The organism is Massilia sp. BAP21 (genome assembly GCF_057801335.1).
Genome location: NZ_CM173596.1, coordinates 2286936 through 2309894 on the forward strand (window position 1 = coordinate 2286936; position 22959 = coordinate 2309894).

The following is a 22959-nucleotide window of genomic DNA, read 5'->3' on the forward strand; positions in this document are numbered from 1 at the left end:
ATTGACAAGCTTGTCTTACTCTTTCTTAACAAACTTGTCCATTACTTAACGAATGCCATGAAGACGACAACCTCTTCCCAGGGTCAGATGACCTCTTCGCTACGCCTGATCTGCGCCGCCGTCATGGCGGCATCCGCACTTGCCGCCTGCGGCGGCGGCGGTGGCGGCGGCGGCGGCTCGACCACGAATCCGCCGGTCGGCACGAATCCGCCGACGAATCCGACGCCGGCCCCGACCCCAACGAATCCGACGCCAACGCCAACGCCAACGCCGACGCCGACCCCAACGCCAACGAATCCGACCGGCCCGGCCAACCCGACCGCGCCGGATCCGGACATCGCGACCCTGGGCGACGCCTTCGACACCTACTGGAACTACTGCGCCACGCCGCGCCAGGGTACCGATCCCTACACCGGCAAGGCCTACCCGGACAAGCAGGGCACCCTGCGCGACGAGCTGACCTTCCTGCGCGCCTGGTCGGACCAGTACTACCTCTGGTACAACGAAATCCCGACCGACTTCAAGATGGCCGATTTCAACAATCCGGTCGACTACTTCACGAAGCTGCGCTCGGCACGCGACAAGGACGCCTACCACTTCACGTATCCGTCGGCCGAGTGGGATAAGCTGAGCAATTCCGGCATCGAACTGGGCTATGGCTTTGCCCTGGCGATCGACCAGGCCGAGGCGCCGCGCAACTGGATGCTGACCATCGTCGAAGAGAATTCGCCGGCCAGCCGGGCAGGCCTGCGCCGCGGCGACCAGGTGATCCGGGTGGACGGTGTCGACCTCGTCAACGCCAAGGAAACCGCAGAAGTGGCAACCCTGAACGCCGGCCTGTTCCCGTCCGCCATCGGCGAACAGCACACCATGACGGTCAAGCGCGCCGGTGTCGAGATGACGGTTACGCTGAAGGCGGAAGACGTGCAGGCGAAGTCGGTGAAGAACACCAAGGTGATCGAGACCGCGACCGGCAAGGTCGGCTACCTGAGCTTCGAGAACCACAACGCCGTGGCGGAGCGCCAGCTGATCAATTCGTTCAACACGCTCAAAGCGCAAGGCGTGAACGACCTGGTGCTGGACATGCGCTACAACGGCGGCGGCCTGCTGAACATCGCCAGCGAACTGGCCTACATGGTGGCGGGCCCGACGTCGCAAGGCCAGGTGTTCGAGCGCCTGGTGTACAACAACAAGATCGAAGCCAAGCAGTCTTCCGAAGTCATCCGCTTCGAGCCGACCGCGTATGGCTTCGCCGCCGGCGCGGACAGCGTCGCGAAGGGCACGGCCCTGCCTTACCTGGGCCTGCGCCGCGTCACCATCCTGACCTCGCCGGGCACCTGCTCGGCCAGCGAAGCGGTGATCAACGGCCTGCGCGGCATCGACGTCGAAGTCAACGTCATCGGCGGCCAGACCTGCGGCAAGCCGTACGGCTTCACCCCGGTCCCGAACTGCGGCACGACCTACTTCTCGGTCGAGTTCCAGGGTGTGAACGCGAAGGGCTTCGGCGACTACGCGAACGGCATCGCCCCGACCTGCGCCGTGGCCGACGACCTGACCCGCGAACTGGGCGACCAGAACGAAGCCATGCTGGCAACCGCCCTGAGCTACCGCGCCAACGGCGTCTGCCCGGCCCAGGCCCGCAGCTCGGCGCAGGCGATGAAGGCACGCTACCCGATCCAGTCCGCTCCATCGCAGATCGCGGTCTACCACAAGGCTCGTTGATCGAGGGCGCGGCGCCTGCCGCGCTCCTGCTAGGGCACAACGATGCGCCACCTTCGGGTGGCGCATTTTTTTCGCCAGTGTCTGCCTTAATTGGTCAGCACCGCCGCGATCACCATGACCAGGCCCACCAGCGACACGGCCCACACCAGCGAACGCAGCACCGGCACGCCGAACGCGTACAAGGGCAGGTAGACCACGCGCGCAACCAGGTACAGCCAGCAGCCCCACAGCGTCAGCGCGCCTTCGGCCGCGGCGGCATCGGCGATCAGCACCGCGGCGGCGAACAGCGGCAGGGTCTCGAACAGGTTTCTCTGCGCACGCTGCAGGCGCGCCGTGATGGGCCGCGGCGGCGGCGTTTCGCCATCGCGCGCGCTCATGCTGTAGCTCAAGCCGGTTTCCTGCGTACGCATTTGCGCGGTGAGCAGGATCTGCACCAGCGCCAGCACCAGGGTCCAGGCCAGGATCGTCAGTTCGGTCGTCATCGTTTTCTCCAGTGGATGTCAATACGGCCGACGATAGCAAAGCGCACACCGCGCATCTGTGGGCACGCGAACACGACTATAATTTTCTTCTTTGCATCTTTCTTGACTCTTCCTTTCGCCGGAGCCCCTTCGATGATCCGTTCTGCGTTACTGCTTGCCCTGCTTGCCGCCTCACCTTTTGTCCACGCTGCCCCGGACTTGACCACCATCTCCGAGCGCTCGGGCTTCCAGGCCACCGGCCGCTACGACGAAGTCATCAAGCTGTGCGCCGACTTCCAGAAGGCCTACCCGAAGGCAGTGAAGTGCATCGAATTCGGCCGCACGCCCGAAGACCGCCCGATGCTGGCGCTGGTCGTGACCCGTAGCGGCGCGTTTACCGCGCAGGCGGCGGCGAAAGCGAACCTGCCGGTGACCCTGATCCAGGGTGGCATCCACGCCGGCGAGATCGACGGCAAGGACGCCGGCTTCCTGGCGCTGCGCGAAATGCTCGAAGGCCGCCTGGCGAAAGGCGCGCTCGACAAGCAGGTGCTGCTGTTCGTCCCGGTCTTCAACGTCGACGGCCACGAACGCTTCGGCCAGTGGAACCGCCCGAACCAGCGCGGCCCGGTCGAGATGGGCTGGCGCACCACGGCCCAGAACTTCAACCTGAACCGCGACTACGTGAAGGCCGACGCGCCCGAGATGCAGGCCATGCTGGCCCTGGTGAATGCCTGGGACCCGCTCACCTACGTCGACCTGCACGTGACCGACGGCGCCAAGTTCCAGCACGACGTATCGATCCAGGTCGAGCCGGTGTACTCGGGCGACCCGGAGTTCCGCAAGGCCGGCCTGGCGCTGCGCGACAACGTGATCGCCGACATCGCCAAGCAGGGCTCGACCCCGCAGTCCTACTACATGTCCTTCGTGAAGACCGACGACCCGATGTCGGGCTTCATGGACGGCGTGTCCGACCCGCGCTTCTCGACCGGCTACTTCCAGCTGCGTAACCGCATGGCGATGCTGGTCGAGACCCATTCGTGGAAGGACTACCCGACCCGCGTGCGCATCACCCACAACAGCTTCGTGTCGGTGCTGGAGCAGGTGGCGAAACACGGCAAGGAATGGCAGCAGGCCGCGCGCGCCGCCGACGCCCGTGCATTGCAGCTGGCCGGTACGCCGGTGCCGCTGACCTGGAAGACCCTTGAAAAATCGAAGATGGTCGACTTCAACGGCTACGAATACACGCGCACACCGTCGGATGTCTCGGGCATCCTGATGACGCGCTACGACGAAACCAAGCCGCAGGTCTGGCGCGTGCCGCTGCGCGACGAGGTGGTGGCCGATCTGCAGGTGGCGGCGCCGCGCGCCGGCTACATCGTGCCGGCCGCGCATGCGGCGATGGTGGCGACGAAGCTGACCCAGCATGGCATCGCCTTCCGTAAACTCGACAAGGGCATAGCCCGCTTCGACGCCGAGACCTTCCGCGCCGACAAGGTGAGCTTCGGCGCCAAGTCGCTGGAATCGCACCAGCGTCTGACGGTCGAAGGTAGCTGGAAGGCGGAGGCAAGGGGCGTGGGCCGCGGCGCCCTGTTCGTGCCGATCGCCCAGCCGAAGGCGCGCCTGGTGATGGCGATCTTCGAGCCGCAGGCGCCGGACTCGCTGCTGGCCTGGGGCATGTTCAACAACGCCTTCGAGGCCAAGGAATACATGGAAGAGTACGTGGCCGAAGACGTGGCGCGCGAGCAGATGGCGGCCGACCCGGCCGTCGCCGCCGAGTTCAAGCGCCGCATCGACAGCGACCCGGCGTTTGCGAAGAACCCGCACGCGCGCCTGGAGTTCTTTGCGCGCCGCCACGCGTCGTGGGACGAGCGCCTGAACCTGTACCCGGTGCTGCGCGCGAACGTCGCGCCGTAAGCAAAAACGGTCAGGCCGGTAGGGTGGGCACTTGTGCCCACGCGGTGCCACCGTTGGAAATCGAAAATGCGTTTCGACACGTAACCGTGCCATACCGCGTGGGCACGAGTGCCCACCCTACGGCGCCGCGCCCGTCTCCAGCAGGCGTCATAACTATGCCTACAATGGTAGGTTCGAAGCCGCACGCGGACCGACCCACCATTACGGCGCCGCATCGGTCTCCGGCAGCGACGTAAACACCACCGTCCCCATGCTGCCGTTCGTACCCGGCGTCAACTGGTACACCCGGTCGTATTCGTTGTCCGCGATCTCCGCTCCCGGCTGGCCGCCGAACAGCCGCACTAGCTCCGACAGCGTGTTCGAATGCCCCACCACCAGCACCGGCCCATTCAAGGCCTTCACCTGCGCCACCAGCGCCTGCGGCTTGCGCGGGTCGTAGAGCCGCACCTCCAGCTTGCTGCGCTCGGCCAGCGGCTGCGCGGTCTGCTGCGTGCGTGCGGTCGGCGTGCTGAAGATGTGCCGTATGCCCGCCTTATGCAGCATGACCGCGATGTTCTGCGCACGCTGCCGTCCCTGTGCCGTGAGCGCCGGGTCCTGGCCCGCCGCTTCCTTTTCGCCGTGGCGCACCAGATAAATGGCGGCGGGGTCGGCAAGGGCAGCGGTGGAAGACATCATGGCGACGGCGAATGCGAAGACGGCGGACAGGCGTGGCAGCAGGGGCATGGATTGACCTTGTGTTGGATTCAGCAGATTGTAATACCGATAACGCCCGATACGCCGCGTTTTGAACTTACAATCGCAGCATGGACCGCCATGCCCACACCGGATCGACCCTGCCGCCCGGCCCGCGTTCGCTCGCAGCGCGGCGTCCTTTTCTCACCGCCTTTGCCCTGTCGCTCGGTGCCGCCGTGTCGCTGGGCCTGACGCGCTTTTCGTATGCGCTGCTGCTGCCGCCCATGCGCGCCGACCTCGGCTGGACCTATTTCCTGTCCGGCGCCATGAATACCGGGAATGCGCTCGGCTACCTGCTCGGCGCCCTGGCCACGCCGGCGCTGATGCGGCGTTACGGCGCGCAGGGCGCTCTCGTCGGCGGAGCGATCCTGGCCAGCCTGTTCATGCTGCTCTCCGGCTTTGTCGTGGACGCAGGCCTGCTGATCGGCCAGCGCGTCCTGGCCGGCATCGCCAGCGCCTTCATCTTCATTTCCGGAGGCCTGCTGGCGGCGCGGCTGGGATTGCTGCATCCGGAACGTTCCGGCCTGCTGCTCGGGATCTACTATGGCGGCACTGGCCTGGGCATCGTCGCCTCCGCGCTGCTGGTGCCGCTGGCGATGGATGCGGCCGCCGCCCGTGGCGCAGCGCATGCCTGGCAATGGGCCTGGATAGCACTCGCCGCGCTCTGCCTGCTGGCGACGCTGGCCATGCTCAAGCCCGCGCGCCAGGTCGACGGCGCGCCTTCGAAGGCGGGCGGGCAGGGCGGCTTCAGTGTGAAACCTTTCGGCTTCGGCCTGGCCGGCTATCTGATGTTCGGCGTCGGCTACATCGGCTACATGACCTTCGTGATCGCCTTGCTGCGCGAGCAGGGCATGGGCGCCGCCACCATCACGCTGTTCTACGCCATGCTGGGCCTGGCCGTGATGGCGTCGTCGCGCATCTGGGCGCGCATGCTGGACCGCTTCAAGGGCGGACAGGCGATGGCGATACTGAATGGTTTACTTGGCGTGGCGACGATCCTGCCGGCACTCACCAGCGCGCCGGCATTGATGTTCGTCTCGGGCCTGATGTTCGGTGGGATCTTCCTATCGGTGGTGGCCTCGACCACGGCGCTGGTGCGCCACAACCTGCCGCAGCATGCGTGGTCTTCCGGCATCAGCGCGTTCACGATCGTGTTCGCGCTGGGCCAGATCGTCGGCCCGTCGGTCATCGGCTGGATCGCCGACGGTCCCGGCGGCTTGCAGCGCGGGCTGGTGTTTTCCGCGCTGGCGCTGTTTTCCGGGGCGCTGCTGGCGTCGCGCCAGCGGCCCCTGTCATCGATTACAGCTGCGTTCAGAGCTGACTAAGCGAAATCGTGTTCGCCACTGGCGTCGAGCAAGGCTCTTCGTCAAAGGCGATATCGCCCAGCGGATTCGGCACGCCATCGGTCTTCAGGTCGACGAAACCGAACAGGTTGCGGTCCTGCAGGTGCGACGGCACCACGGTCGACAGCGACGAGAACACGTTCTCCACACGCCCCGGGTGCTTCTTTTCCCAGTCGCGCAGCATGGCCTTGATCTGCTTGCGCTGCAGGTTTTCCTGCGAGCCGCACAAGTCGCAAGGAATGATCGGGAATCCCTTCACCTCGGCATAGCGCTCGGTGTCGGCTTCCTTCACATACGCCAGCGGGCGGATCACCATGTGCTTGCCGTCGTCCGACACCAGCTTGGCCGGCATGCCCTTCAGCTTCCCGCCGAAGAACATGTTCAGGAAGAAGGTCTCGAGGATGTCGTCGCGGTGGTGGCCGAGGGCGATCTTGTTGCAGCCGAGTTCATCGGCCACGCGGTACAGGATGCCACGCCGCAGGCGCGAGCACAGCGAGCAGGTGGTCTTGCCTTCCGGGATCAGGCGCTTGACGATGCTATAGGTGTCCTGGTTCTCGATGTGGTAGGGCACGCCCAGCTTGTCCAGGTAGGCCGGCAGCACATCGGCCGGGAAGTTCGGCTGCTTCTGGTCCAGGTTCACCGCCACGATGTCGAAGTGGATCGGTGCGCGCTCGCGCAGCGTCATCAGGATGTCGAGCAGGGCGTAGCTGTCCTTGCCGCCGGACAGGCAGACCATCACCTTGTCGCCGTCCTCGATCATGTTGAAGTCGCCGATGGCCTGGCCGACCAGGCGGCACAGGCGCTTGTGGAGCTTGTTGTTTTCGCGCGCGACCTTGTCGAGTTTCGGGTCGCTGACGGCGTCCTGCGCCGGCGCTTCATTCATTACTGCTGCATTCATGCTTCATCCTTGATCTTGAAAACTTCCACGCCGACGCCTTCGCAGTCGGGATACACATCCGGCTTCATGGTCGACAGGCACACGGCGCGCACGCGCGGGTGGGCCAGCAGGGCCTGCACCAGGTCGTCGACCAGGGTTTCCTGCAGGTGCACGTGGCCCTGCGCCATGCGTTTCGCCACCGTCTCGCGCATGAAATCGTAGTCGACCACTTCGTCGAGCTGGTCCGCCGTCGGCGTCGATTCGGCCAGCGGGATGTACAGGTCGACGTTGATCAGCACGCGCTGTTCGCCCTTTTTCTCGAAGTCGTGGACCCCGATGTTGATCATCACTTCGTAATTGCGCAGGAACAGCCGGCGGCAATCGCGCAAGCTCGGGTGGGTCAGGGCGGACAGCATAAGGAGCCTTGTTAAGTTCTGGGTAGGTTATTTGGTAAGGAACATCACGTCGCGCACCGAAGGCACCAGGTGCTGGCCGCCGTCGACCACCAGGGTGGTGCCGGTCAGGGCGCGCGCCGAGGCCGCGTACACGACGGCGTCGGCGATGTCCTGCGGGGTCGAGGAGCGTCCCAGCGGCGTGGCTGTGTGCGCCTGGGCGAAACCGGCTTCGCTCTGGTCGCCCGACACCATGGTGATGCCGGGCGCCACGCCGACGATGCGCAGGCGCGGCGCCAGCGCCTGGGCCAGCATGTTGGTGGCGGTATCCAGTGCCGCCTTCGACAGCGTGTACGACAAAAAATCCGGGTTGAGATTGTACAGTTTCTGGTCCAGCAGGTTGATCACCACCGCCTGTTCGTTTTCCGGCGTGGCCGCGTGCAGGGCCTGGGCCAGCAGCAGGGGCGCGGCCAGGTTGGCGCTCATGTGGGCGCTCAGCAAAGCCGGAGAAAATGTGGTCGCGTTGTCGTATTCGAACAACGAAGCGTTGTTGACGATGCAGCTCAGGCGGCCCAGGGCCTCGGCCGCGCGGCCGGGCAGGGCGCGCACCGCCGCCTCGTCGGCCAGGTCGCATTGCAGCGTTGCGGCGCGCCGGCCGAGCGCGCGGATGGCCGCGGCGACTTCCTCGGCTTCGCGTTCGGAATGGCGGTAATGGACGGCGACGTCCCAGCCGGCGGCGGCCAGGCCGAGGGCGATCGCGCGGCCGATGCGCCGGCCGGCGCCGGTGACGAGCGCAGTCCGTGGCGGGTGATGCGGCGTTGTGTCATGCATAGTCATGGATACGAGCGGTGTGGCGTCCCTGAAATTGTTGATCCCTGCCGATCTGGCTACAATGCCGGGATGTCCCTACCCCTTCCCGACAGCGACGCGCTGGCCGCGTCCCACGCCTTGCAGCAACTGATTGCCGCTGAGATCGAACAGCAGGGCGGCGCGATCGCCTTTTCGCGTTTCATGGAGCTGGCGCTGTATGCGCCCCGGCTCGGCTATTACAGCGGCGGCGCGGCCAAGCTGGGCGCCGCTGGCGATTTCACCACCGCGCCCGAGATCACGCCCCTGTTCGGCGCGACGCTGGCGCGCGCGGCAGCCGCTATTATCGCCCAAAGCGCGCCCAACATCATCGAATTCGGGGCCGGCACCGGCAAGCTGGCGCGCGACGTGTTGACGGCTTTGCAAGCCGACGGCGTGGCGGTGGAGAGCTACACCATCATCGAACTCTCTGGCGAACTGCGTGCGCGCCAGCAGGAAGCGCTGAAGGATTTCCCGCAGGTGCGCTGGCTCGACGGCTTTCCGGATGCGTTCAGCGGCGTGGTGCTGGCCAACGAGGTGCTCGACGCCATGCCGGTCGAGCTGGTCGTCAAGACCGCCGGCGGCTGGCGGCGCCAGATGGTGACGGTGGAGGCGGGGCACTTCGCCTACGTCCAGCACGAACTCGATGCGGCACTGATGGAGCAGTTGCTGCGCCAGATACCAGGCGCCGACACGCTGCCGGAAGGCTACCTGACCGAGATCCACCCGGTCGCCTGCGGCTTCATGGCCTCGCTGGCGCGCATGTTCGAAAGCGGCAAGGGTGCGGCCTTGCTGTTCGACTACGGCTTCCCGGCCCACGAATACTATGTCGACCAGCGCAGCGGCGGCACCCTGATGTGCCATTACCGCCACCATGCGCATCCGGAACCCTTCTATTTGCCGGGCCTGCAGGACATCACCGCCCACGTCGATTTCACGGCCATGGCGCTGGCCGCCCAGGACGCCGGCCTGGAAGTGCTGGGCTACATGAGCCAGGCCGGCTTCCTGCTCGGCTGCGGCATCGGCGAGCTGCTGATGCGCACCGATCCGGAAGACGCGGTGCGCTTCCTGCCGCAGTCGAAGGCGGTGCAGAAGCTGGTATCGCCCGCCGAAATGGGCGAGCTGTTCAAGGTGCTGGCCGTGGGCCGGGATGTGGAACTGCCGGCGGCGCTCCTGCAGGCTGACCGCAGCCACAGGTTGTAAGACTAAATCTTGCTTTAGAGACACAAATCCGGCTATGCTGTGCCGATGAGCCGGACCTTGTTTCGGCTATCATTCGGAATTAACGGACGCTTCCGCATTACCGACCCCAGCGCAGACCATGGCCAAGATCCACACCCATTACGACAACCTGAAGGTGGCGCGCGGTGCGCCGCAGGAAGTCGTGCGTGCGGCCTACAAGGCGCTGAGCCAGAAATACCATCCCGACAAGAATCCGGGCGACGAAAAGGCCGCCCGCATCATGGCGATCGTCAACACCGCCTACAACACCCTGTCCGACCCGGTGCGCCGCAAGGAGCACGACGAGTGGATCGCGGCCGAGGAGTGGGAAGTCGAGTGGCTGGAAAGCAGCGGCGAAGAGGGTGGAAGAACGCGTGAGGGCGGCTGGGAAGCGCCGCCGGCGCCGGCCCTGCCGCGCCCCAGCCTGCTGCGCGACCCGAAATGGTGGCTTGGCATCCTGGGCGGCGTCACCGTCGGCGCCGGCGCGGTGTTCCTGCTGCTGCAGCCGCCGGGCGTGCTGCCGTCGGCCCTCGCCTTCCATGCCAAGCCGGCCGCTCCCCGGGCCGAGAGCGCGGCGTCCGTGCCCACTCCAGCCCCGGTCTCGGAAGCCGAACCCGACGCCTGGGCCGGCCTGGATGGCGCGCGCCTGCCGGCCAGCCAGGTGAAAGCCCTGGCCGTGACCCAGCTGGTGGTGCCGCCGCGCCAGCCCGATTGCGCCACCGACCTCGCCACGCCCGGCGCGCCGAACGGCGAACCCTGGCCGGCCGATTCCGGCTACATCGCCGGCTATCCGGTCGGTAACCAGGGCAAGGAAATGTCGGTGGTGGTCGACAACAGCGCCAACGAGTCGCCGGTCTTCGTCAAGATCCACGACCTCGACCGCCGCTCGAACGTGCGCCATGCCTACGTGGAGTCGCACGCCACCCTCACCATCGACGCGCTGGCCGCCGGCCGCTACGAAGTGCGTTACCAGAACGTGGTGACCGAGGCCGCGCACGCCGCCTGCGCCAGCGCCGCGCCCCTGCGCCAGGCCGCCGCTGGTCTATAGAACCTATCTCAGCAGGTAAGGGTCGCTGCTGAGGCGCCTGGAAAGCGGGGGCGGTGTTGCTCGTCGTTGCATGGCTGGCCATGCGGCCTCCTCGCGCCTTGCCCGCGCTTCCCAGTCATCGCCTACGCGCATGTCCTCATCAGCTTCCCCTGACCTGCTGAAATAGGTTCTTAGACAAGCTTCTGTCTCATTTTCCCCATCTGCCTGGCGCTTTTGCCGCCGGCCTGACCCGATTTAACTAATTCTTTTCCCTGCCGTAATATACTTGGCTCCGCAGCGGCCAACGTAGTCGCGCCGGCCTGCCGAGCCGGCATGCAGACAGGCCCCAGGCCGAACGGAGAACAATTCTCATGAATGAACTAGACGGCCTCACCGCACTCCTGATCGAGCCCCATGCCGGGATGCGTGCGAACATCCACAGCATGCTCGCCATGTGCGGCCTGACCCGCATCGACCACGCCAGCAGCGCCAACCTGGCCGTCAAGCAGCTCGGCCTGAAGAGCTTCGACCTGGTGCTGTGCGAATACGACCTGGAAGGCGGCCAGGATGGCCAGCAGCTGCTGGAAGACCTGCGCCACCACAAGCTGATCTCGCTCTCGACCATGTTCTTCATGGTGACCGCCGAGGGCGACTACGGCAAGGTGGTCAGCGCCGCCGAGCTGGCGCCCACCGACTACATCCTCAAGCCCTTCACGGCCGACCGCCTGCTGGAGCGCATCGCGCGCGCCCTGGAGCGCCGCAACGTGCTGCTGCCGGTCTACCGCATGATGGAAGCCGGGGCCCAGCACGAAGCCATCGAAGCCTGCATCGAGGGCGAGACCGTGCATCCGCGCTACGCCTTCGACTTTCTGCGCCTGCGCGCCGAACTGCACCTGTTCCTGGGCGAAGCGGTCCAGGCCGAACCGATCTACCGCAAGCTGGCCGAGAGCCGGGCGATTGCCTGGGCGCGCCTGGGCCTGGCGAAAACCCTGTACCTGCGCGAGGAATACGAGGAAGCCGGCAGCGTGCTGACCGAACTGGTGCAGACCAACTCGAATTTCGTCGACGCCTACGACTGGCTGGCGCGCACCCATTCGGCGATGGGAGAACTGGAAAAATCGCAGCAGGTGCTGACGAAAGCGGTGGCGGTGTCGCCGCATGCGGTGCGGCGCCTGCGCACGCTGGGCGAAGTGGCTTTCGAGGCGGGCGACAACGACACCGCTGAAAAGGTGCTGAAGCAGGTGATCCATAAAGCCAAGTACTCGGAGTTCCGCGACCCCGAGGACCACGTGAAGCTGGTACGCACCCTGGTGCGCAAGGGCGATCCGGTGGCGGCGGCCTCCGTCATCCGCGAACTCGACCGCTCGATGGGCGGACACCAGCACGCCGATGCCTGCAGCGCGATCTCTTCGGCCCTGCTGCACGAATACACCGGCAACGAGGAGCGCCTGGCGCAAGCCCTGACGGCGGCGGTGGCCGCCAGCCGCGACATCCCGGCGATGTCCCCGGATTTGAAGCTGGAGCTGGCGCGCAGCTGCCTCGACCACAACATGGCCGAAGGCGCGGCCAGCATCGTGCGCGACGTGATGCGCAACGCCAGCGACGTTACCGCCATGGACCGCGCCATGAGCGTGATGGCCCAGGCCGGCCAGGCAGAACTGGGCGCCAGCCTGGCCCAGGAAGCGCGCCAGCACGTGGTCGACCTGGTCGCCGGCGGCGCCGAGCGCGCCAGGAGCGGCGACTACATTGGCGCCGTCAGCCTGATGCAGGAAGCGGCCCTGCGCATGCCGGGCAACCCGCAGGTCGCCTTTAACGCCGCGCTGGCGCTGCTGCGCTGCCTGGAGCACACCGGCTGGGACGACAAGCTCGGGCAGCAGGTCCTGGCCCAGATGGCGGCGGTGCGCCGGCTCGACCCGCGCAACCCCAAGCTGCCGGCGCTGAGCGCGCTGCACCAGGCGGTACTCAAGAAATACAACAAGGGCGCACGCGCCAGGAAAGCCGGGTAACGGAGCATGGCAGCGGTCCCCCCAGCCGCATCGGCGGCATCCCCGCTCCAGGACGAACAGGCCACGCGCCGCGTGCGCGCGGCCCTGATGCAGAAGGTGTGCGGCGAAGAAGAGATGTTCGCCCTCGGCAGCGCGGTGGCGCGCGTGATCGAGCTGGCGTCCTCGGACGACCAGGGCACCCACGACCTGGCCTACTTCGTGCTGTCCGACCTGGCGCTGACCCAGCGCATCCTGCGCCTGTCGAACACGGTGCAGTACCGCACCGTGGCCGGCACCGTGGTCACCACGGTCTCGCGCGCGATCGCGCTGCTCGGCTTCGACAACGTGAAGACCACGGCGCTGGCGATGCTGCTGGTCGACACCCTCGACAACGGCGCACACGCGGGCGCGGTGCGCGCCGAGCTGGAGGCCTCGCTGTGCGCCAGCCTGGTCGGGCGCGAGATGGCGCGCCTGTCGTTCTACCAGGGCGCCGAGGAAGCGGCCATCGGCGCCCTGTTCAAGAACCTGGGCGCGTTGCTGGTGGCCTCGCACGAGCACGAGCGCTACCGCGAGATCCGCCAGATCGCCGCCGCCGGCAAGCATACGCCGGCGCAGGCCTCGCAGCTGATCCTCGGCTGCAGCTACGACACCCTGTCGGCCGCCGTGCTGGCCGAATGGAAGATCCCCGACGTCATCGTGCGGGCCCAGGCGGCATTGCCGGCCGGCACCCTGAAGGTGGCGGCCAACCGCGGCGAATGGATGCGCCAGGTGGCCTCGTTCAGCCTGGACGTGGCGCGCCTGCTGGCAAAGGTGCCGGAGCCGGGCGCCTCGCCGGAAGCACGCGCGCTGCTGGCGCGCTACGGCGCCGCCTTCGAGCTCGACGCGGCGGCGCTGGACAAGCTGTTCGCCAACGTCGCCGAGGGCATGCAGGGACTGATGGAGAGCATGAACCTCCAGCCCCTGGCCGCCCCCGAGCTTGAGACAGGCGAGGGCTTGCCGAACGTGCTGCTGCTGGCCACCCTCGACGCCGGCGAGGAAGAAGCGGGCGCCCACCCGAGCGGCAAGCCGAAGAATGCGCGCGAGCTGCTGCTGGCCGGCGTGCAGGACGTGACGCAATTGCGCGCCGGCGGCACGGCGCGCCTGAACGACGTGATCCTGGCCGTGCTCGAAACCTTGTATGGCGCGCTCGGTTTTCGCTTCGCCACGGTGTGCCTGAAGGATGCGCGCCAGAACCTGTTCCGCGCCCGCGTCTCGTTCGGCGAGGAGCATGCGCGGCTGCAGGCCGGCTTCACTTTCCCGGTGAGTACCACCGGGCCAGGACGCGACTTGTTCCTGCTGGCGCTGGAAAACGACGCCGACCTGATGATCTCGGACACCGCCGCACCCAAGATCCGCGAGCTGCTCCCGGGCTGGCACCGTACGCTGCTGCCGGACGCGAAGAGCTTCATCGTGCTGCCGCTGGTGGTCGGCAAGGCCCGGCTGGGCTTTTTCTATGCCGACCGCACGGCCACGGCGCCGGAAGGCGTGCCGCCCGACGAAACGGCGCTGATCCGCGCCCTCAAGCGCCAGGTACTGGCTGCGCTTGCCGCCGGATGAATTCGCGGAACTCCGACGCCGGCATCGGCCGCGCGAACAAATAGCCCTGGGCTTCGTCGCCCAGCTTGTCGCGCAAGAAGCCCCACTGGGCCTGGGTTTCCACCCCTTCGGCCACCACCGCCAGCCCCAGCGCGTGCGCCAGCCCGATGGTGGCGGCGACGATCACCGCATCGTTCGGATTGTGCTCGATGTCCTTCACGAAGCCGCGGTCGATCTTGATGCGGTCGATCGCGAACAGCTTGAGGTAGGCCAGCGACGAGTAGCCGGTGCCGAAGTCGTCGATCGCCAGCTTGAAGCCGCGCGTGCGCAGTTCGCGCAGCAACTGGCGCGTGTTTTCCGGGTCGCGCATGGCGGCCGTTTCGGTGATCTCGAGTTCGAGCCGGGCCGGGTCGATGCCGTAGCGCGCCACCAGCTGGTCGAGCCGTTCGAGCAGCGCCCCGCCCGAGAACTGGCGCGCCGACAAATTCACCGCCAGGCGCAGGTGGTCCAGGCCCTCGCGCTGCCATTCCGCCAGTAGGGCCATGGCCTGGGCCAGCACCCAGTCGCCCAGCGGCACGATCATGCCGCTTTCCTCGGCCACCGGGATGAAGCGGCTCGGCTCCACGCTTCCCAGCTCGCTGTCTTGCCAGCGCAGCAGCACCTCGGCGCCGATCACGCGGCCGGTATCGAGCGCCACCTGGGCCTGCAGGTGCAGGCTGAAGCCCTCGGCGTTCAGGGCGCTCCACATGCGGTTTTCCAGCAGCAGGTGCTCGTGCGTCGCCGCGTTCATCGCCGGCGAGAAGAACTGGAAGTTGCCGCGCCCCTCGCGCTTGGCCGCGTACATGGCCATGTCGGCGTGGCGGATCAGGGTGGCGGCATCCTCGCCGTCGTCGGGGAACAGGGCCACGCCGACGCTGGCGCCGCTGTGCGCCGTATGCCCGGCCAGCTGATAGGGCTGGGACAGCGACTCGACCAGGCGCACCGCCACGCCGGTGACGCTGTCGGGCGTCAGCGGGCCGGCCAGCACGATGATGAATTCGTCGCCGCCCAGGCGCGCCAGGGTGTCGACGTCGCGCAGCAGGTCCTTCATGCGCTCGGCCGCGCCCACCAGCAGCTTGTCGCCGGCCGCGTGGCCGAGCGAATCGTTGATCTTCTTGAAGTGGTCGAGGTCGATGAACAGCACCGCCGCCGGCTCGTTGTGGCGGCGCGCCGAGGCCAGCTGCTGCTCCAGGCGCACGTTCAGGGCCACGCGGTTTTCCAGGCCGGTGAGCACGTCGTGGTGGGCCAGGCGGTAGATGTGCTCCTGCGAGCGCTGCTGCTCGGTCAGGTCGCGCAGGATGCACACGAAGAACTGCTCGCGCTGGAGCTGGACCGGCGCCACCGAGATCGACAGCGGAAACACCTCGGCACGGGCATTGCGCCCTTCCAGTACGCATTCGTCGGGCGTGGACTGCGACAGGCGCGTGAGCTGGGCGCTGGCGTCGCCGTCGACGCCGGCCGGCACCAGCGAGCCGAAGGGCAGGCCGACCAGGTGCTGGGCCGGGTAGCCGAACAGGCGCGCGGTGGCGGCGTTCGCCGACACCACCATGCCGTTCGCATCGACGGTGAGGATGGCGTCGGCCGCGTTGTCGAGGATGGCCTCCAGGCGCGCCTCGCGGTCGCGCAGGCGCGCGGTGCGGTCCTGCACCTGGGCTTCCACGGCGGCGCGCTCGCCGCTCACCAGGAGCAGCAGGGCGCCCAGCAGGCCGGTCAGCAGCAGGCCGGCCGACAGCACGGTCCAGCTGGCCACGCCGCGCTCGCTGGCGGCGTAGGCGGCGGTGGGGTGGAAGGCGACCACGTAGCTGCGTCCGGCGAACGACAGCCCGACCCGGTATTCGTCGGGATGGACGCTGTCGATATTGCCCACCAGCGGCAGCGCGGCCCCGCCGGTGATGTCGACCAGCGACACATGGAAGCCGTCGAAGCCGGCGCGCGCGATCGCCTGTTCCAGCAGGACCCCGGCGTTCAGCACGAATACGACCGCGCCCGATGCCTGCCCGTTCGGCTCGCCCACCGAGCGGAACAGGCCGATGCCCATCTCCCCGCTCATCATCAGGCGGAAGGGTTCGGTCGCCAGTGGCGTGCGCGAGGCCAGCACTTGCGCCGCCACCTCGGCGCGTCCGGGCGCGGTGAGGAAGTCGACCCCGCGCAGCACCGAGTTCGAGGGCGGCCAGGTGTAGAGCACCGGCAGGTAGAGCGCACGCTGCGCGGCCGGCTGCCGGCGCAGGCCGGGCGTGACATCCTGGATGCCGGTGAACGAAGCGTCGAGCGTGCCGCGCACCCAGTCCTCGAAGCCGGCGCGCTCGGCGCCCTTCACCGGCACCGCCCAGTTCACGCCCTGGATTTCCGGGCGCCCGTCGACGTAGCCGCTGGCCACGCGCAGGAACTTGTCGCGCGCGAGGATGTGCTCGGTATCGGCCAGGGTGCGCGCAAAGGTGCCGACGAAGCGCACGTGCTCGTTGAATTCGGCCTGCAGCAGGTCGGCCGTCTGCTGGGCCTTCAGGCGGTAGGGCTGCAGGTGCTGCTCGTGCTCCCAGCCGAGCGTGAGGCGGTAGATCGTCACCACCGCCGCGCTGGCCAGCAGCAGGGGAAAGCCGACGACCGGCGCACGCGCGCGCCACAGGCGGCGCGGCTGTCCGCAGACGATCCAGCACAGCGGCGCCGCGATCAGCACGCCGATGGTGTCGCCGGCCCACCAGCCCAGCCAGTTCAGCACGCGTTCCGGCTCGGTGATCGCGCCCAGCAGGTACAGGGAGGGCACCGCCACGCTGGCGCTGACCAGGCAGATCAGGGGCGTGAGCAGCAGGAAGGCGAACACGTCGCGCCCGGAGTCGATGGCCGGGCGCATGCGGCGCCGGAACTGGCGTGCGCCGAGCCAGGCCTGCAGCGTGGCGCCCACCAGCTCGGCGAAGCTGGCCAGCAGCGCCTGCGCCAGCGACAGGGCCGGATTGTCGAGGTGGCGCGGCAGGGTGGCGACCAGGATGCCGAACGCGATGCCGGGCAGCACGCGCACCCCCGCGGCGGTGGCCAGGGCCAGGGCCACGCCGGCCGGTGGGAACAGGGGCAGGGCGTACCCGGCCGGCAGCGCGAGCGCGTCCGCAACCAGCCGCGTGGCCACGTAGGCTGCGACGATCGCCAGGTTGGCCAGCAGCAGCGGCCGCCAACGCCAGCGGGGATAAGCAGGCTTCTTGGTGTCCATGCGCCCCGTATTGACAGATGCTTTAGGCGTACAGTACCGCAGCCCATAAGCGCGCAGCGCACTCCTTGCGCATCGACTTGAAAAAAGACCCTTGCAGGTTTGCCGATGCTACGGTTACAATCACGCCCCGAAGCAACGCTGCTATTGAGCCAGGTTCGTAGTGATGGCAAAAATAGTTGACAGTACGTTGAGCTTGCTTCATACTCTGCGGTTCTTCGCGGTGGGGTGGCCGAGTGGTTAAAGGCAGCAGACTGTAAATCTGCCCTCTCTGAGTACGCTGGTTCGAATCCAGCCCCCACCACCAAAAAGAAGAAGTCGTGAAGTCGAATTGAAGTTGTACCTCGCGGGTGTAGCTCAATGGTAGAGCTGAAGCCTTCCAAGCTTACGACGAGGGTTCGATTCCCTTCACCCGCTCCAGTTATTGTGGTGCAGCTGTGCACTGCAAACAATCAGCCCTTGTAGCTCAGTGGTAGAGCACTCCCTTGGTAAGGGAGAGGCCACGTGTTCAATCCACGTCAAGGGCACCAGAATTTAAAGCGGCAGTCCGTTAGTACTCGTCCGTCAGGTGTGCCTGGTAATTCTCAAAATATCGTTAGGAGTCTCAAATGGCAAAAGGTAAATTCGAACGGACCAAGCCGCACGTCAACGTCGGCACCATCGGTCACGTTGATCACGGCAAAACCACCCTGACGGCTGCAATCGCAACCGTTCTGTCGAAGAAATTCGGCGGCGAAGCCAAGGCATACGACCAGATCGATGCGGCTCCGGAAGAAAAAGCACGCGGCATCACCATCAACACCGCGCACGTCGAGTACGAAACCGAAAACCGTCACTACGCACACGTTGACTGCCCAGGCCACGCCGACTACATCAAGAACATGATTACCGGTGCAGCGCAGATGGACGGCGCGATCCTGGTGTGCTCGGCCGCCGACGGCCCAATGCCACAGACCCGCGAGCACATCCTGCTGGCGCGTCAGGTTGGCGTTCCGTACATCATCGTGTTCCTGAACAAGTGCGACCTGGTCGACGACGCAGAACTGCTGGAACTGGTTGAAATGGAAGTCCGCGAACTCCTGTCGAAGTACGAGTTCCCAGGCGACGACCTGCCAATCATCAAGGGTTCGGCACGTATGGCGCTGGAAGGCCAGCCAGGCGAAATGGGCGAAGAGTGCATCGTCCGTCTGGCCGAAGCCCTGGACACCTACATCCCAACCCCGGAACGTGCTGTTGACGGCGCCTTCCTGATGCCAGTCGAAGACGTGTTCTCGATCTCGGGCCGCGGTACCGTGGTCACCGGTCGTGTCGAGCGCGGTATCATCAAGGTCGGCGAAGAGATCGAAATCGTCGGTATCATCGACACCGTGAAGACCACCTGCACCGGCGTGGAAATGTTCCGCAAGCTGCTGGACCAGGGTCAAGCTGGCGACAACGTCGGTCTGCTGCTGCGCGGCACCAAGCGTGAAGACGTGCAACGTGGTCAGGTTCTGGCGAAGCCAGGCTCGATCAAGCCGCACAACCACTTCACCGGCGAGATCTACGTTCTGTCGAAAGATGAAGGCGGCCGTCACACCCCGTTCTTCAACAACTACCGTCCGCAGTTCTACTTCCGTACCACCGACGTGACCGGCTCGATCGAGCTGCCAGCGGACAAGGAAATGGTCATGCCAGGCGATAACGTGTCGATCACCGTCAAGCTGATCAACCCGATCGCGATGGAAGAAGGCCTGCGCTTCGCAATCCGCGAAGGCGGCCGTACCGTCGGCGCCGGCGTGGTTGCCAAGATCATCGCCTAAGCAATAAAGTAGTAGTGTTGTACCGAGGAGGTGGTGCCAACCACCTCTTCAAAAACATTCCCACCATGTGCGCACATGGTGTAGAATGCGCGATTCAGCTGAAGTCTTCGTAGGGGTGTAGCTCAATTGGCAGAGCGTCGGTCTCCAAAACCGAAGGTCGCGGGTTCGATTCCCTCCGCCCCTGCCACCGAATTCTGGTGCGCAGCACCGAAAGTAAAGAAGAATGTCTAATCAATCCGTGCAAACCGTTAGCACCTCGAATGACAAGTTTAAGGTGGCCCTGGCGGTGGTTGCCGCGATTGCAGGCGTAGTCGGGTTCTTTTACCTGAAAGGCCAGAACAAACCAGCCTTGGTCGCCGCCGGCGCCCTCGTGGCTGGTTTAGTTTTTGCTGTCCTGCTTTTGTGGACCTCCACTTCCGGCCGTGATTTCCTGAACTTCGCCAAAGAGTCCGTACGCGAAACCAAAAAGGTTGTCTGGCCTACCGGCAAGGAAGCACGCACCATCACCATGATCGTGTTTGCCTTTGTCGTCGTGATGGCGATCTTCCTGTGGGGCACGGATAAGTTGCTGGAATTCCTGCTGTACGACCTGGTCCTGGGATGGAAACAATAATGAGCGATAACGTACAAGACAATCAGCCGGAAGAGATTCCGGCGATCGGCGCATCGGAAGCCGATGCCGGTACGACGCCTGCAGCTCCCGTGAGTGTCCCGGTCAGCAACAAGCGCTGGTATGTCGTGCATGTGTACTCCGGCATGGAAAAGAGCGTCATGCGTGCGCTCACCGAGCGCGTCGAGCGCGCCGGCATGCAAGAACAATTCGGCCAGATCCTGGTCCCGACCGAAGAAGTCGTGGAAGTCAAGAACGGCAGCAAATCGGTTACCGAGCGCCGCTTCTTCCCTGGCTACGTGCTGGTCGAGATGGAAATGACCGACGAAACCTGGCACCTGGTGAAGAACACCAGCAAGGTCACCGGTTTCATCGGCGGCAAGTCGAACAAGCCAACCCCGATTCCGACGCGCGAGATCGACAAGATCATGCAGCAGGTCCAGGAAGGCGTCGAGAAGCCAAGGCCGAAAGTGCTGTACGAAGTGGGCGAGCAGGTCCGCATCAAGGAAGGCCCGTTCACCGACTTCAACGGCAACGTCGAGGAAGTGAACTACGAAAAATCGAAGGTGCGTGTGACTGTCACCATCTTCGGCCGCGCAACTCCGGTGGAACTGGAGTTCGGGCAGGTAGAAAAGGTTTAAACGCTTTAATCGGAGCGTCGCAGCAGGCAGGCGGAATCCGGTAAGAGGAGCCCCGCCGAGCGAGTAGTCGCGGTGGGGCGCTACTACTCAAAGCCAATTTAGGAGCACTCCATGGCCAAGAAGATTATTGGTTTTATCAAGCTGCAAGTGGCAGCTGGTAAAGCAAACCCATCCCCACCGATCGGCCCAGCACTGGGTCAGCGCGGCCTGAACATCATGGAATTCTGCAAGGCGTTCAACGCCCAGACCCAGGGTTTCGAGCCGGGCATGCCGATTCCTGTCGTGATCACCGCGTTCGCCGACAAGTCCTTCACCTTCGTGATGAAGACCCCACCGGCAACCTACCTGATCAAGAAAGCCGCTGGCATCACCAAGGGTTCGCCGAAGCCACATACCGACAAAGTCGGTACGCTGACCCGCGCCCAGGCTGAAGAAATCGCAAAAACCAAGCAGCCGGACCTGACCGCAGCCGACATGGACGCAGCAGTGCGTATCATCGCCGGTTCGGCACGTTCGATGGGCATCACGGTGGAGGGTGTGTAATGGCTAAGCTGTCCAAGCGCGTCAAAGAAATGAAAGCGAAAGTCGACCGTAACAAGGTCTACGCCTTCGACAACGCAGTGTCGATCGTCAAGGAATTCGCAACCGCCAAGTTCAACGAATCGATCGACGTGTCGATTCAGCTGGGCGTGGATCCGAAGAAGTCGGACCAGGTCGTTCGTGGTTCGGTCGTCCTGCCAGCAGGCACCGGCAAGACCGTGCGCGTCGCTGTCTTCGCTTCGGGCGACAAGGCTGAAGCTGCAAAAGCAGCCGGCGCCGACATCGTCGGTATGGAAGACCTGGCCGAGCGCGTCAAGGCCGGCGACATGCCGTTCGACATCGTCATCGCTTCGCCTGACACCATGCGTATCGTCGGTACCCTGGGCCAGATCCTGGGCCCACGTGGCCTGATGCCTAACCCGAAAGTCGGCACCGTGACCCCGAACGTCGCTGAAGCCGTCAAGAACGCCAAAGCCGGTCAGGTCCAGTACCGTACCGACAAGGCAGGCATCATCCACGCGACCATCGGCCGCAAGTCGTTCAGCGACGCCGACCTGCAAGCCAACCTGGCTGCACTGATCGACGCACTGAACAAGGCCAAGCCGGCCACCTCGAAGGGCGTGTACCTGCGCAAGGTCGCGATCTCGTCGACCATGGGCGCCGGCGTCCGTGTCGACCACGCTTCGGTCGCCGCTTAAGTTTCAAGAATCAAGTCCTCGCAAAACACTAGCGAGGCGCATCTTTGGGCTGCCGGGGCAAAGCACCGCTCCGGCAGGCAGTCAAAGACCGTTGGGCCGAAAGCAGAGGTTGAGCGATCGGTTAATAGACCACCCAACGCAGATGGTGTACCCGAACAAGTTTTGTAGTTCATGCTGCGTGAAAACATCCACGCTGGTTTGACTTCTTAACTTCGGACGCCGTGTGTTCGAACCGATGCGGACATGTCGTTCGCATCATTTAAGGAGATTGACCGTGGGTCTTAATCTGAATGACAAAAAGGCCGTCGTCGAAGAAGTGAGCGCAAAAGTAGCAACCGCGCAAACGATCGTCGTGGCCGAGTACCGTGGCATCCAGGTTAGTCACTTGACGAAACTCCGTGCAGCCGCGCGTTCGCAGGGTGTGTACCTGCGTGTTCTGAAGAACACGCTGGCACGCCGCTCTGTCGAAGGCACGCAGTTTGCCCCTCTGGCTGACGCCATGACCGGTCCGCTGATCTACTCGATCTCGGACGACGCCGTTGCAGCAGCGAAAGTCATCAATGACTTCGCCAAAACCAACGACAAGCTGGTCGTGAAAGCCGGTAACTACGCAGGTAAGCAGCTCGACGTAGCTGGCGTTACCGCGTTGGCAAGCATTCCTTCCCGTGAAGTCCTCATTTCGCAGCTGTTGGGCGTCATGCTGGCTCCGGTGTCGGGCTTCGCACGTGGTCTGGCTGCCCTGGCAGCGAAAAAAGGCGAAGGTTCGGAAGCTGCTCCTGCAGCCGAAGAAACCGCTGCAGCGTAAGCGCACGTCTCTTTTCTCAAGAACTAAACCTGTACTACAAACACTACATACCTGGAGTTTCAAATGGCAATTAGCAAAGACGATATCCTGAACGCAGTTAGCGAAATGTCCGTCATGGACCTGAACGAACTGGTCAAGGCATTCGAAGAGAAGTTCGGCGTGTCGGCAGCTGCAATGGCAGCACCGGCAGCTGGCGGCGGCGCAACCGCAGCCGCTGCTGAAGAGCAGACCGAATTCAACGTCGTTCTGACCGAAGTCGGCGCGAACAAGGTCGGCGTCATCAAGGCCGTCCGCGAAATCACCGGTCTGGGCCTGAAAGAAGCCAAAGACGTGGTCGATGGCGCACCGAAGACCGTCAAGGAAGCCCTGCCGAAAGCCGACGCAGAAGCTGCCAAGAAGAAGCTGGAAGAAGCTGGCGCCAAGGCCGAGCTCAAGTAATAAAAAGCAATGGGTACCGCAAGGTACCCGGAGCCGGAGTCAAAGCTTGCAAACCCCGCCGCAAGGTGGGGTTGCGGCTTTGGCTCTTTTGTCGTCCC

Annotated in this window: 20 protein-coding genes and 4 tRNA genes; 18 read left to right on the top strand and 6 right to left on the bottom strand. The window is 65.1% G+C overall.

Annotation, left to right across the window (positions count from 1 at the left end; genetic code table 11):
• The first annotated feature begins 57 nt into the window (after positions 1-57).
• A complete protein-coding gene (locus ACWYRN_RS10090; protein WP_488692249.1) occupies positions 58-1722 on the top strand; it encodes a S41 family peptidase in 1665 nt (554 codons plus the stop codon).
• An 86-nt stretch (positions 1723-1808) separates the two neighbouring features.
• Here ACWYRN_RS10090 and ACWYRN_RS10095 read toward each other — a convergent pair whose 3' ends face one another.
• Complete coding sequence (locus ACWYRN_RS10095; RefSeq protein WP_229435999.1) at positions 1809-2204, bottom strand: MAPEG family protein; 396 nt, start codon at positions 2202-2204, stop codon at positions 1809-1811.
• A 132-nt stretch (positions 2205-2336) separates the two neighbouring features.
• On the opposite strand from ACWYRN_RS10095, the gene ACWYRN_RS10100 reads away from it, so the two are divergent.
• A complete protein-coding gene (locus tag ACWYRN_RS10100) occupies positions 2337-4097 on the top strand; it encodes a M14 family metallopeptidase (protein ID WP_488692251.1) in 1761 nt (586 codons plus the stop codon).
• Between the two features lie 201 nt (positions 4098-4298).
• Here ACWYRN_RS10100 and ACWYRN_RS10105 read toward each other — a convergent pair whose 3' ends face one another.
• Positions 4299-4820: a SixA phosphatase family protein gene (locus tag ACWYRN_RS10105; RefSeq protein WP_488692252.1), complete on the bottom strand. Its 522-nt coding sequence runs from the start codon at positions 4818-4820 to the stop codon at positions 4299-4301.
• Positions 4821-4900: 80 nt separating this feature from the next.
• On the opposite strand from ACWYRN_RS10105, the gene ACWYRN_RS10110 reads away from it, so the two are divergent.
• Positions 4901-6154: a YbfB/YjiJ family MFS transporter gene (locus tag ACWYRN_RS10110; protein WP_488692254.1), complete on the top strand. Its 1254-nt coding sequence runs from the start codon at positions 4901-4903 to the stop codon at positions 6152-6154.
• Here ACWYRN_RS10110 and ttcA read toward each other — a convergent pair.
• The 3 genes from ttcA to ACWYRN_RS10125 are packed head-to-tail and all read right to left on the bottom strand — an operon-like array spanning position 6141 to position 8278.
• The gene (ttcA, locus tag ACWYRN_RS10115; protein ID WP_488692255.1) at positions 6141-7070 is read right to left on the bottom strand and encodes a tRNA 2-thiocytidine(32) synthetase TtcA; all 930 of its coding nucleotides are present in this window, start codon (positions 7068-7070) and stop codon (positions 6141-6143) included. The genes ACWYRN_RS10110 and ttcA overlap by 14 nt on opposite strands.
• Positions 7067-7465: a dihydroneopterin aldolase gene (locus ACWYRN_RS10120; protein ID WP_229435994.1), complete on the bottom strand. Its 399-nt coding sequence runs from the start codon at positions 7463-7465 to the stop codon at positions 7067-7069. Before ACWYRN_RS10120 ends, ttcA begins: the two co-directional genes overlap by 4 nt.
• Positions 7466-7492: 27 nt before the next feature.
• Positions 7493-8278 carry an SDR family oxidoreductase gene (locus ACWYRN_RS10125; RefSeq protein WP_488692257.1) on the bottom strand — a complete coding sequence of 262 codons (786 nt, stop codon included), beginning with the start codon at positions 8276-8278 and terminating at the stop codon, positions 7493-7495.
• A 63-nt stretch (positions 8279-8341) separates the two neighbouring features.
• Here ACWYRN_RS10125 and ACWYRN_RS10130 point away from each other — a divergent pair, with 63 nt between their 5' ends.
• The 4 genes from ACWYRN_RS10130 to ACWYRN_RS10145 all read left to right on the top strand — a co-directional run bounded on the left by ACWYRN_RS10130 (position 8342) and on the right by ACWYRN_RS10145 (position 14116).
• On the top strand, positions 8342-9490 hold the full coding sequence (locus tag ACWYRN_RS10130) for a class I SAM-dependent methyltransferase (protein WP_488692258.1): 1149 nt from the start codon (positions 8342-8344) through the stop codon (positions 9488-9490).
• A 118-nt stretch (positions 9491-9608) separates the two neighbouring features.
• Positions 9609-10556 (top strand): J domain-containing protein, encoded by a 948-nt coding sequence (locus ACWYRN_RS10135; protein WP_488692260.1) that lies wholly within the window; start codon positions 9609-9611, stop codon positions 10554-10556.
• A gap of 350 nt (positions 10557-10906) precedes the next feature.
• Positions 10907-12541, top strand: a complete 1635-nt coding sequence (locus ACWYRN_RS10140; protein WP_488692261.1) for a response regulator — start codon at positions 10907-10909, stop codon at positions 12539-12541.
• 6 nt (positions 12542-12547) lie between these two features.
• Entirely contained in the window at positions 12548-14116 is a 1569-nt protein-coding gene (locus tag ACWYRN_RS10145; protein WP_488692262.1) for an HDOD domain-containing protein, read from the top strand.
• Here the strand turns inward: ACWYRN_RS10145 and ACWYRN_RS10150 are convergent.
• Positions 14079-17333 carry a bifunctional diguanylate cyclase/phosphodiesterase gene (locus ACWYRN_RS10150; RefSeq protein WP_488692263.1) on the bottom strand — a complete coding sequence of 1085 codons (3255 nt, stop codon included), beginning with the start codon at positions 17331-17333 and terminating at the stop codon, positions 14079-14081. The two genes, ACWYRN_RS10145 and ACWYRN_RS10150, sit on opposite strands and share 38 nt — an antisense overlap.
• Before the next feature lie 219 nt (positions 17334-17552).
• Here ACWYRN_RS10150 and ACWYRN_RS10155 point away from each other — a divergent pair.
• The 11 genes from ACWYRN_RS10155 to rplL all read left to right on the top strand — a co-directional run bounded on the left by ACWYRN_RS10155 (position 17553) and on the right by rplL (position 22861).
• Positions 17553-17637 (top strand) — tRNA-Tyr (locus tag ACWYRN_RS10155).
• Positions 17638-17676: 39 nt separating this feature from the next.
• Positions 17677-17750 (top strand) — tRNA-Gly (locus tag ACWYRN_RS10160).
• A gap of 35 nt (positions 17751-17785) precedes the next feature.
• Positions 17786-17860, top strand: a tRNA-Thr gene (locus tag ACWYRN_RS10165).
• Positions 17861-17938: 78 nt separating this feature from the next.
• Positions 17939-19129, top strand: a complete 1191-nt coding sequence (gene tuf / locus ACWYRN_RS10170; RefSeq protein WP_229435987.1) for an elongation factor Tu — start codon at positions 17939-17941, stop codon at positions 19127-19129.
• A 111-nt stretch (positions 19130-19240) separates the two neighbouring features.
• A tRNA-Trp gene (locus ACWYRN_RS10175) sits at positions 19241-19316 on the top strand.
• Between the two features lie 36 nt (positions 19317-19352).
• Positions 19353-19742, top strand: coding sequence for a preprotein translocase subunit SecE (gene secE, locus ACWYRN_RS10180; RefSeq protein WP_229435986.1), 390 nt, complete (start codon positions 19353-19355; stop codon positions 19740-19742).
• Positions 19742-20380 (top strand): transcription termination/antitermination protein NusG, encoded by a 639-nt coding sequence (gene nusG, locus ACWYRN_RS10185; protein WP_229435985.1) that lies wholly within the window; start codon positions 19742-19744, stop codon positions 20378-20380. The genes secE and nusG overlap by 1 nt, the downstream gene beginning before the upstream one ends.
• A gap of 111 nt (positions 20381-20491) precedes the next feature.
• Positions 20492-20923: a 50S ribosomal protein L11 gene (gene rplK, locus ACWYRN_RS10190; RefSeq protein ID WP_020653552.1), complete on the top strand. Its 432-nt coding sequence runs from the start codon at positions 20492-20494 to the stop codon at positions 20921-20923.
• Complete coding sequence (gene rplA, locus ACWYRN_RS10195) at positions 20923-21618, top strand: 50S ribosomal protein L1 (RefSeq protein ID WP_229435984.1); 696 nt, start codon at positions 20923-20925, stop codon at positions 21616-21618. The genes rplK and rplA overlap by 1 nt, the downstream gene beginning before the upstream one ends.
• A 274-nt stretch (positions 21619-21892) precedes the next feature.
• Positions 21893-22423 (top strand): 50S ribosomal protein L10, encoded by a 531-nt coding sequence (gene rplJ, locus ACWYRN_RS10200; protein ID WP_136222033.1) that lies wholly within the window; start codon positions 21893-21895, stop codon positions 22421-22423.
• 63 nt (positions 22424-22486) lie between these two features.
• Complete coding sequence (gene rplL, locus ACWYRN_RS10205; RefSeq protein WP_229435983.1) at positions 22487-22861, top strand: 50S ribosomal protein L7/L12; 375 nt, start codon at positions 22487-22489, stop codon at positions 22859-22861.
• Positions 22862-22959: the final 98 nt, after the last annotated feature.

What these genes read in the sequence shown, in the direction of transcription:
- nusG (WP_229435985.1), top strand. Translation starts at nt 19,742, where the DNA reads ATGAGCGATAACGTACAAGACAATCAGCCGGAAGAGATTCCGGCGATC.
- ttcA (WP_488692255.1), bottom strand. Translation starts at nt 7,070, where the DNA reads ATGAATGCAGCAGTAATGAATGAAGCGCCGGCGCAGGACGCCGTCAGC.
- ACWYRN_RS10100 (WP_488692251.1), top strand. Translation starts at nt 2,337, where the DNA reads ATGATCCGTTCTGCGTTACTGCTTGCCCTGCTTGCCGCCTCACCTTTT.
- tuf (WP_229435987.1), top strand. Translation starts at nt 17,939, where the DNA reads ATGGCAAAAGGTAAATTCGAACGGACCAAGCCGCACGTCAACGTCGGC.
- ACWYRN_RS10095 (WP_229435999.1), bottom strand. Translation starts at nt 2,204, where the DNA reads ATGACGACCGAACTGACGATCCTGGCCTGGACCCTGGTGCTGGCGCTG.
- ACWYRN_RS10135 (WP_488692260.1), top strand. Translation starts at nt 9,609, where the DNA reads ATGGCCAAGATCCACACCCATTACGACAACCTGAAGGTGGCGCGCGGT.
- ACWYRN_RS10145 (WP_488692262.1), top strand. Translation starts at nt 12,548, where the DNA reads ATGGCAGCGGTCCCCCCAGCCGCATCGGCGGCATCCCCGCTCCAGGAC.
- ACWYRN_RS10090 (WP_488692249.1), top strand. Translation starts at nt 58, where the DNA reads ATGAAGACGACAACCTCTTCCCAGGGTCAGATGACCTCTTCGCTACGC.
- ACWYRN_RS10140 (WP_488692261.1), top strand. Translation starts at nt 10,907, where the DNA reads ATGAATGAACTAGACGGCCTCACCGCACTCCTGATCGAGCCCCATGCC.
- ACWYRN_RS10125 (WP_488692257.1), bottom strand. Translation starts at nt 8,278, where the DNA reads ATGACTATGCATGACACAACGCCGCATCACCCGCCACGGACTGCGCTC.
- ACWYRN_RS10120 (WP_229435994.1), bottom strand. Translation starts at nt 7,465, where the DNA reads ATGCTGTCCGCCCTGACCCACCCGAGCTTGCGCGATTGCCGCCGGCTG.
- rplL (WP_229435983.1), top strand. Translation starts at nt 22,487, where the DNA reads ATGGCAATTAGCAAAGACGATATCCTGAACGCAGTTAGCGAAATGTCC.
- ACWYRN_RS10105 (WP_488692252.1), bottom strand. Translation starts at nt 4,820, where the DNA reads ATGCCCCTGCTGCCACGCCTGTCCGCCGTCTTCGCATTCGCCGTCGCC.
- ACWYRN_RS10150 (WP_488692263.1), bottom strand. Translation starts at nt 17,333, where the DNA reads ATGGACACCAAGAAGCCTGCTTATCCCCGCTGGCGTTGGCGGCCGCTG.
- secE (WP_229435986.1), top strand. Translation starts at nt 19,353, where the DNA reads ATGTCTAATCAATCCGTGCAAACCGTTAGCACCTCGAATGACAAGTTT.
- ACWYRN_RS10110 (WP_488692254.1), top strand. Translation starts at nt 4,901, where the DNA reads ATGGACCGCCATGCCCACACCGGATCGACCCTGCCGCCCGGCCCGCGT.
- rplA (WP_229435984.1), top strand. Translation starts at nt 20,923, where the DNA reads ATGGCTAAGCTGTCCAAGCGCGTCAAAGAAATGAAAGCGAAAGTCGAC.
- rplK (WP_020653552.1), top strand. Translation starts at nt 20,492, where the DNA reads ATGGCCAAGAAGATTATTGGTTTTATCAAGCTGCAAGTGGCAGCTGGT.
- ACWYRN_RS10130 (WP_488692258.1), top strand. Translation starts at nt 8,342, where the DNA reads ATGTCCCTACCCCTTCCCGACAGCGACGCGCTGGCCGCGTCCCACGCC.